This is a genomic window from Sphingomonas sp. SRS2 (assembly GCF_000971055.1).
Taxonomy (GTDB): Bacteria; Pseudomonadota; Alphaproteobacteria; order Sphingomonadales; family Sphingomonadaceae; genus Rhizorhabdus.
Map to the genome: position 1 here is coordinate 22,364 of NZ_LARW01000121.1, position 6,302 is coordinate 28,665.

Sequence of the window (6,302 nt, forward strand, 5' to 3'; positions counted from 1 at the left end):
GGCGTGTCTGAAGACATTGGCGGGTTGGACATGAATGGCGCGCCGTCGATCGGCAGCGTTGATGTCGCTCTCGCCCAGGCCTGGGAAACGATCCGGGCCGGACTTCGCCGCAGCATCGGCGTGCGCACCTTCGACGGCTGGCTGAAACCGCTGGCGCTGGGCGATTGCGATCTCGCCGTCGGCACGCTGCGCCTTGTCGCGCCCAGCGAGTTCATGGCCAATTGGGTCACCACCCATTTCATCGAGCATCTCCTCCATGGCTGGCGCGCGCTGCTCCCGCAGATTCGCAGCGTCTCGATCGTGGCGGCCTCCGGCCTCGATCGTCCGGTGATGTTCTCCGCCGACGCGGCCGCGGTCGTGGACGCTCCGGAGGAAGCGCCGGCCGCCGAACCCGAGATTCGCTGCGGCACCCCGCTCGAAGCGCGCTACACGTTCGACAGCTTCGTCGTCGGCAAGGCGAATGAGGTGGCGTATAACGCCGCCCGCACGCTGGCCGAGGGCGGCAAGCTGGTTTTCAATCCGCTCTTCCTCCATGGCGGCACCGGGCTGGGCAAGACCCACCTGATGCACGCAATCGGCCATGAATATCTGGCGCGCCATCCGGGCGCCAAGGTCGTCTATATGTCGGCTGAGAAGTTCATGTTCGAGTTCGTCTCGGCGATGCGGGCGAAGGACACCTACAGCTTCAAGGCGCGGCTGCGCGCCGCCGACCTGCTGATGATCGACGACGTTCAGTTCATCGCGGGCAAGGAATCGACCCAGGAAGAATTCTTCCACACGATGAACGAGCTGATCTCCGCGGGCCGCCGCCTCGTGATCAGCGCCGATCGCAGCCCGCAGGATCTCGACGGGATCGAGAGCCGCATCCTCTCGCGCCTGTCCTGGGGGCTCGTCGCCGACGTCAACCCGGCCGATTTCGAGCTGCGTCTCAACATCCTGACCCGCAAGCTGCAAGGCATGCCGCAGGCCGATGTGCCGCAGGACGTGGTGATGTTCCTCGCGCGCCGGATCAGCGCGAACGTCCGCGAGCTCGAAGGTGCGCTCAATCGCGTCGTCGCCTATGCCGCGCTGTCGGGCAAGCCGGTCGATGTGGATTTCACCCAGGCGACCCTCGCCGATATCCTCCGCGCCAACCAGCGCCGGGTGACGATCGACGAGATCCAGCGCAAGGTCTCCGACCATTACCGCATCCGCCAGGCCGAGATGTCGAGCGCGCGCCGCGCCCGCGAAGTCGCCCGGCCGCGCCAGGTGGCGATGTACCTCGCCAAGCAGCTCACGCCGCGCTCGCTCCCCGAGATCGGCCGCCGCTTCGGCGGGCGCGATCACACGACGGTGATCCATGCGGTCAAGCAGATCGAAAAGCTTCGCGCGCTCGACGCCGAGCTCGACGCCGATGTGCGGCTGCTGATCCGTCAGCTGGAAGGCTGACCTTTGCGCGTCGCCCCGGCGGAGGCCGGGGCCGCCGCAAGATGTGCACACGGTCGAGGCAAGAGCCTGTTGCGGCCCGGCCTCCCGCCGGGGCGACGATCGGCTTCCGACTAAGAAAATTGAAATCGCGGTCCGCGCCGGGATGACGGGCGCGCGGGTTGGCCCTACATGGGGCGCATGTCGGCCACGCTCTACAACGCCACGATCCTCCGTCTCGCCACCAGCATCCCGCATCAGGACCGCCTCGCCGAACCGCAGGCGACGGTGTCGAAACGATCGCCGATCTGCGGTAGCCGGGTGACGGTGGATATCGTCATCGATGAGGCCGGCCGTATCGCCGCGCTGGGGCAGGAGGTGCGCGCCTGTGCGCTGGGCCAGGCGTCGGCGGCGCTGATGGGCGAGCATGCAATCGGGCGAAGTGCCGGGGAACTGGCCGCCGCACGCGATGCGCTGACGGCGTATCTGGCGGGCGAGCGCGATGATCCGGGCGACTGGCCGGGGCTCGACATCTTCGCGCCCGCGCGGCCGCATGCCGCGCGCCATCCCTCGATCCGGCTCGCGTTCGAGGCGGTCGCCGAAGCCGCGGCGCAGGCATGTGCCGGAAAGGCCCCGGAGTCGGCTCCATGAACGAGGCCGGCCATGCGACCCTGTTGCTGCGCGATGGCGTGCTGCTGCTCGGCGCGGCGATCGTCTTCGTCCTGCTGTTTCGCCGGCTCGGGCTGGGCGCCACGCTCGGCTATCTCGTCGCCGGCGCGCTGATCGGGCCGAAGGGACTGGCGCTGATCGGCGGCGCCGAATCGAAGCTCGGCATCGCCGAACTCGGCATCGTCCTGCTGCTGTTTCTCGTCGGTCTCGAGCTCAACCCCAACCGCCTGTGGCGGCTGCGACGCGACATTTTCGGCCTTGGCCTTGCCCAGGTCGCCGCCTGCGGCATCGCGATCACGGCGATCATCTATTACGGCACCAGCTTCAGCGGCGCGGCGGCGATCGCGCTGGGCCTGCCGCTGGCGCTGTCCTCGACCGCGCAGGTGCTGCCGATGCTCCGCTCCGCCGGACGGCTCAACACGCCGTCGGGCGAGCGCGCTTTCTCGGTGCTGCTGTTCCAGGATCTGTCGCTGATCCCGATGATCACGATCATCGCCGCCCTGTCGCGCACCCCGCCCGATGCGGGCACGCCGCCGGGCTGGCTGCTCGGCCTCTATACCGTCGGCGCGGTGATGGGACTGGTGCTCGCCGGGCGCTTCATCCTGAACCCGTTGTTCAAGCTGATCGGCCGGCTCGGCGAACGCGAGCTGTTCGTCGCGGCTGGCCTGTTCACCGTGCTAGCGAGCGCGGCGGTGATGGAGGCGCTGCACCTCTCGACTGCGCTGGGGGCCTTTATCGCGGGCGTGATGCTGGCGGACTCGCCCTATCGGCATGAGCTCGAGTCGGATGTCGAGCCGTTCCGCACCATATTGCTCGGCCTGTTCTTCATCGCGGTCGGCATGATGCTCGACCTTCAGGTCATCGCCGAGCGGCCGATCTTCGTGATCGTGATGGCGATCGCGGTGGTCGCGACCAAGACGCTGGTGATGTTCGGGATCGCGAAACTGTTCGGCGTACCGAACCGCGCGGCGTTCAGCTTCGGCCTGCTGCTCAGCCAGGGCGGCGAGTTCGCCTTCGTGCTGTTCACCCAGGCGCGCGACGCGCTGCTGATCGAGCCCGAGGCGGCCAGCCTGTTCGGTGCGATCGTCACCCTGTCGATGGCGACGACGCCGTTCCTGATGATGTTCTCGCGGCGATTCGTGACTGCCCCGTCGGGCAAGAAAGAGGAGCGGCCCGGGCCCGACGGCGGCGATACGCCGAGCGCGATCGTCGTCGGTTATGGGCGCTTCGGGCAGACGGTGTCGCAAATGCTGATGGCGTCGGGAACGCAGGTCAGCCTGATCGATCAGGATATCGAGATGATCGACATCGCGAAGAAGTTTGACGCGAAGGTCCATTATGGCGACGGCACCCGCGTCGATCTGCTTCGGCAGGCGGGGGCCGAACAGGTGCGGGCGATCATCTTCTGCGTCGATGGCGAACAATTGGGCAAGAAGCAGCTCCAGCCGATCCTGAATGCCTTCCCCAAAGCCGCGATCCTCGTCCGCGCTTTCGACCGGCGGCACATGATGGTGCTCGGCCAGCTCGACATCGCCGGCGCGGTGCGCGAGCTGTTCGAATCGGCGGTGCTGCTGGGCCGCGAGGCGCTGGAGGCGGTCGGCATCGGGGACGACAATGTCGACAAGATCGAAGCCGAATATCGGCGGCGCGACGGAAGCCGGCTGGAAGCACAGGTCGCGACCGGCGATCTCGCCGAGAAGCGCGACATGATGTTCACCCATGACCGGAGGCTCGAACTCGACGATGGGGAGAACCGTCAGCGATGAGCGGGGCAGCGATGGGAGCGGCAGAGACGATAGGCGCAGCGATGAGCAGGAGCGGAGATGACTAGGCGCGGGACGATGACGGGAAGCCCTCTGGCGGCGCTGCTCGCGCTGTCGGGCGCGGTCGCTGTGATGGCGGGCGCTTATGGCGCGCATGGCGCCACCGGCAAGGCCGCCGAGTGGCTGACCACCGGCGCGCATTATCAGATGATCCACGCGGTGGCCGGGCTCGTCGCGCTCGGCAAGGGCAGAGGACCCGCCGCGCTGTTCCTGCTCGGCGCGCTGCTGTTCTCGGGCACGCTCTACGCGATGGCGTTCGGCGGCCCGCGCTGGCTCGGCGCGGTCACGCCGCTGGGCGGCCTCGCGCTGATCCTCGGCTGGATGTGGCTCGCGATCGTCTTTCTGCGGGGGCGCTAGGAGCGGTTTCCGCGCAGAAGGCGGGCGATCGCCCGGACTTCGGCGGAATGTACGCCGTGTTTCCAGGCATTGCGATTGCCGCGTGGTGCTCCGCTGCCCTTGCCGCCGTGCATCCGGCACCGCGCCTTCTCGCTCGCCGCCCCACCCACCGCCGGTGACCGGCACGCCGCCCCCGACCGCGTCTTCGCTCCGCATCGCGGCGCTTTCGCCAGATTTTCCGGTTGCATGGGGTTGTTCGCTCGTTTTTGCATTTATTTTTTCCTGCGTGGGGAGGAGGGCTTTCATGCACGAAGCCGCGGCCTGGCTCCGGATCAGGCGAGCCATATCCTCCAGCGACGCGCGGGAGCGCGACTGTGCCCGCAAGGCCAGCCGCGCATAGACCCGCGCCGCCTGCGGCCATTCGACCCGATTTTCAGAGAAGCGCGTCGCCATCGCGGTGAAGATGGCGTCGAGGGAGAGCGCCTGCGCCATCAGAGCTTTGGCGACAAGACTCATGGGGTCGGCCGAACTGCTATGTTTACGCGAAGACCCTGCTGTGTCTGTCCGATGCGTTGTCTTGGCAGATTCGGGGAGGCGTGTGACGGAGGACAAACCCATATGCTCTGCCTCGATCCAAGTGGGGAAATCCTTTAGCAGAGCTGCCCCTGAAAAGGCGATTATGCACTTGACATACCACGGTCGTTACGGCATTGAGAATGCATGACGAACCTCACCGATCCGATCTTCACCAACGAAGAAGCAGCCCGCGCCCACTTTGAGGCGCTGCGTTGGCCCGATGGTCGCATGTGCCCCCATTGCGGCACGTTCGGTAATTCGACCCTCATGCAGGGCAAAACGACCCGCCCCGGCCTCTATAAGTGCAAGGATTGTCGCAAGCCCTTCACCGCCACGATGGGCACCGTTTACGAGCGTTCGCACATTCCGCTGCACAAATGGCTACTGGCGACGCATCTGCTCGTTTCGAGCAAGAAGGGCATGAGCGCCCACCAGCTTTTCCGGATGCTTGGCTTCGGCTCGTATCGCACCGCATGGTTCATGGCTCACCGTATCCGCGAAGCAATGCGCGCTGGTGAGCTTGAAACCCCGTTCGGCTCAGAGGGCGGCGCGGTCGAGGTTGACGAAACCTACATCGGGCAGCTGAAGGGCCACGATGTAAAGCAGAGCGGCGCACACAAGATGAAGGTCATCAGCCTTGTCGATCGCAATACCGGTCAGATTCGTTCTTATACCTTCGACCAGATGATCTCGACCTACGTTGAGCCCATCTGCCGCGCCAACATCGCCAAAGAAGCCCGCCTCATCACCGATGGCGCGCGCCTCTACAAGTACGTGGGCAAGTTCTTCAACAGCCATGAGAGCGTCGATCACTCGCGCGGCGAATATGCTCGCGGCGACGTGTTCACGAACACCGTTGAGGGCAGCTTCTCGATCTTCAAGCGCGGGATGAAGGGCGTCTATCAGCATTGCGGCGAGCAGCATCTGCACCGCTACCTTGCTGAGTTCGACTTCCGCTATTCCAACCGTACCGCGCTTGGGATCAACGATGGCGAGCGCGCTAAGCGGGCCATTGCTGGGGTCGTCGGCAAGCGGCTGACCTATCAACAAGCTGACCGGGGATACGCCAACTAAGGCACCCGGAAAGAAGCCCCGCAATCAGCGGTGGCGATCTAGGACCTAGCCTTCTTCTCAGGCTTCACGCGCGGTCGTGGTGGGGTGGCAAGCATTCGCTTGACCACCTCATCGCGCTGGCGCGCAACCGACTCTTCCGGCTCAACCTTGTCTGATATCTGTTCCATGGGGCAGGTAATAGCAGGTGAGTCGTGGGGATCAAAGAAGAGTGCGCCCTTAGGGCTAAGCGCATGCTCAGCGGCGACTTCCGCTTGGAGGATTTGCGCCGGATTTTCGATTTCTTTCGACAGTTTTGTCAATCGGCGTGCAAACGGGACCCCCGATAGGCGTCTAAAAGGGACCCCCTTGCGGGATCGGGTAACGTTGTTGTGAGGCGCCAGCTTGCGCTGAGCGCGGCGTAGGGAGGGCGTAGCCCGACCC

At 65.6% G+C, this 6,302-nt stretch carries 6 protein-coding genes; 5 read left to right on the forward strand and 1 reads right to left on the reverse strand.

What is annotated here, in order from left to right; translation table 11 throughout:
• Window positions 1–30: 30 nt before the first annotated feature.
• The 4 genes from dnaA (at window position 31) to WP12_RS19570 (ending at window position 4,253) form a co-directional block, all read left to right on the forward strand.
• Entirely contained in the window at window positions 31–1,428 is a 1,398-nt protein-coding gene (dnaA, locus tag WP12_RS19555; protein ID WP_200894559.1) for a chromosomal replication initiator protein DnaA, read from the forward strand.
• A 168-nt stretch (window positions 1,429–1,596) separates the two neighbouring features.
• Window positions 1,597–2,055 carry an iron-sulfur cluster assembly scaffold protein gene (locus WP12_RS19560; protein WP_200894558.1) on the forward strand — a complete coding sequence of 153 codons (459 nt, stop codon included), beginning with the start codon at window positions 1,597–1,599 and terminating at the stop codon, window positions 2,053–2,055.
• Window positions 2,052–3,839 (forward strand): cation:proton antiporter domain-containing protein, encoded by a 1,788-nt coding sequence (locus tag WP12_RS19565; RefSeq protein WP_046195369.1) that lies wholly within the window; start codon window positions 2,052–2,054, stop codon window positions 3,837–3,839. The genes WP12_RS19560 and WP12_RS19565 overlap by 4 nt, the downstream gene beginning before the upstream one ends.
• 75 nt (window positions 3,840–3,914) lie before the next feature.
• A complete protein-coding gene (locus tag WP12_RS19570) occupies window positions 3,915–4,253 on the forward strand; it encodes a DUF423 domain-containing protein (RefSeq protein WP_235399209.1) in 339 nt (112 codons plus the stop codon).
• On the opposite strand, the gene WP12_RS26500 is transcribed toward WP12_RS19570, so the two are convergent.
• Entirely contained in the window at window positions 4,250–4,504 is a 255-nt protein-coding gene (locus tag WP12_RS26500; protein WP_443027889.1) for an HGGxSTG domain-containing protein, read from the reverse strand. The genes WP12_RS19570 and WP12_RS26500 overlap by 4 nt on opposite strands.
• Window positions 4,505–4,952: 448 nt before the next feature.
• Here WP12_RS26500 and WP12_RS19575 point away from each other — a divergent pair, with 448 nt between their 5' ends.
• Window positions 4,953–5,882 carry an IS1595 family transposase gene (locus WP12_RS19575; RefSeq protein ID WP_046195371.1) on the forward strand — a complete coding sequence of 310 codons (930 nt, stop codon included), beginning with the start codon at window positions 4,953–4,955 and terminating at the stop codon, window positions 5,880–5,882.
• Window positions 5,883–6,302 lie beyond the last annotated feature (420 nt).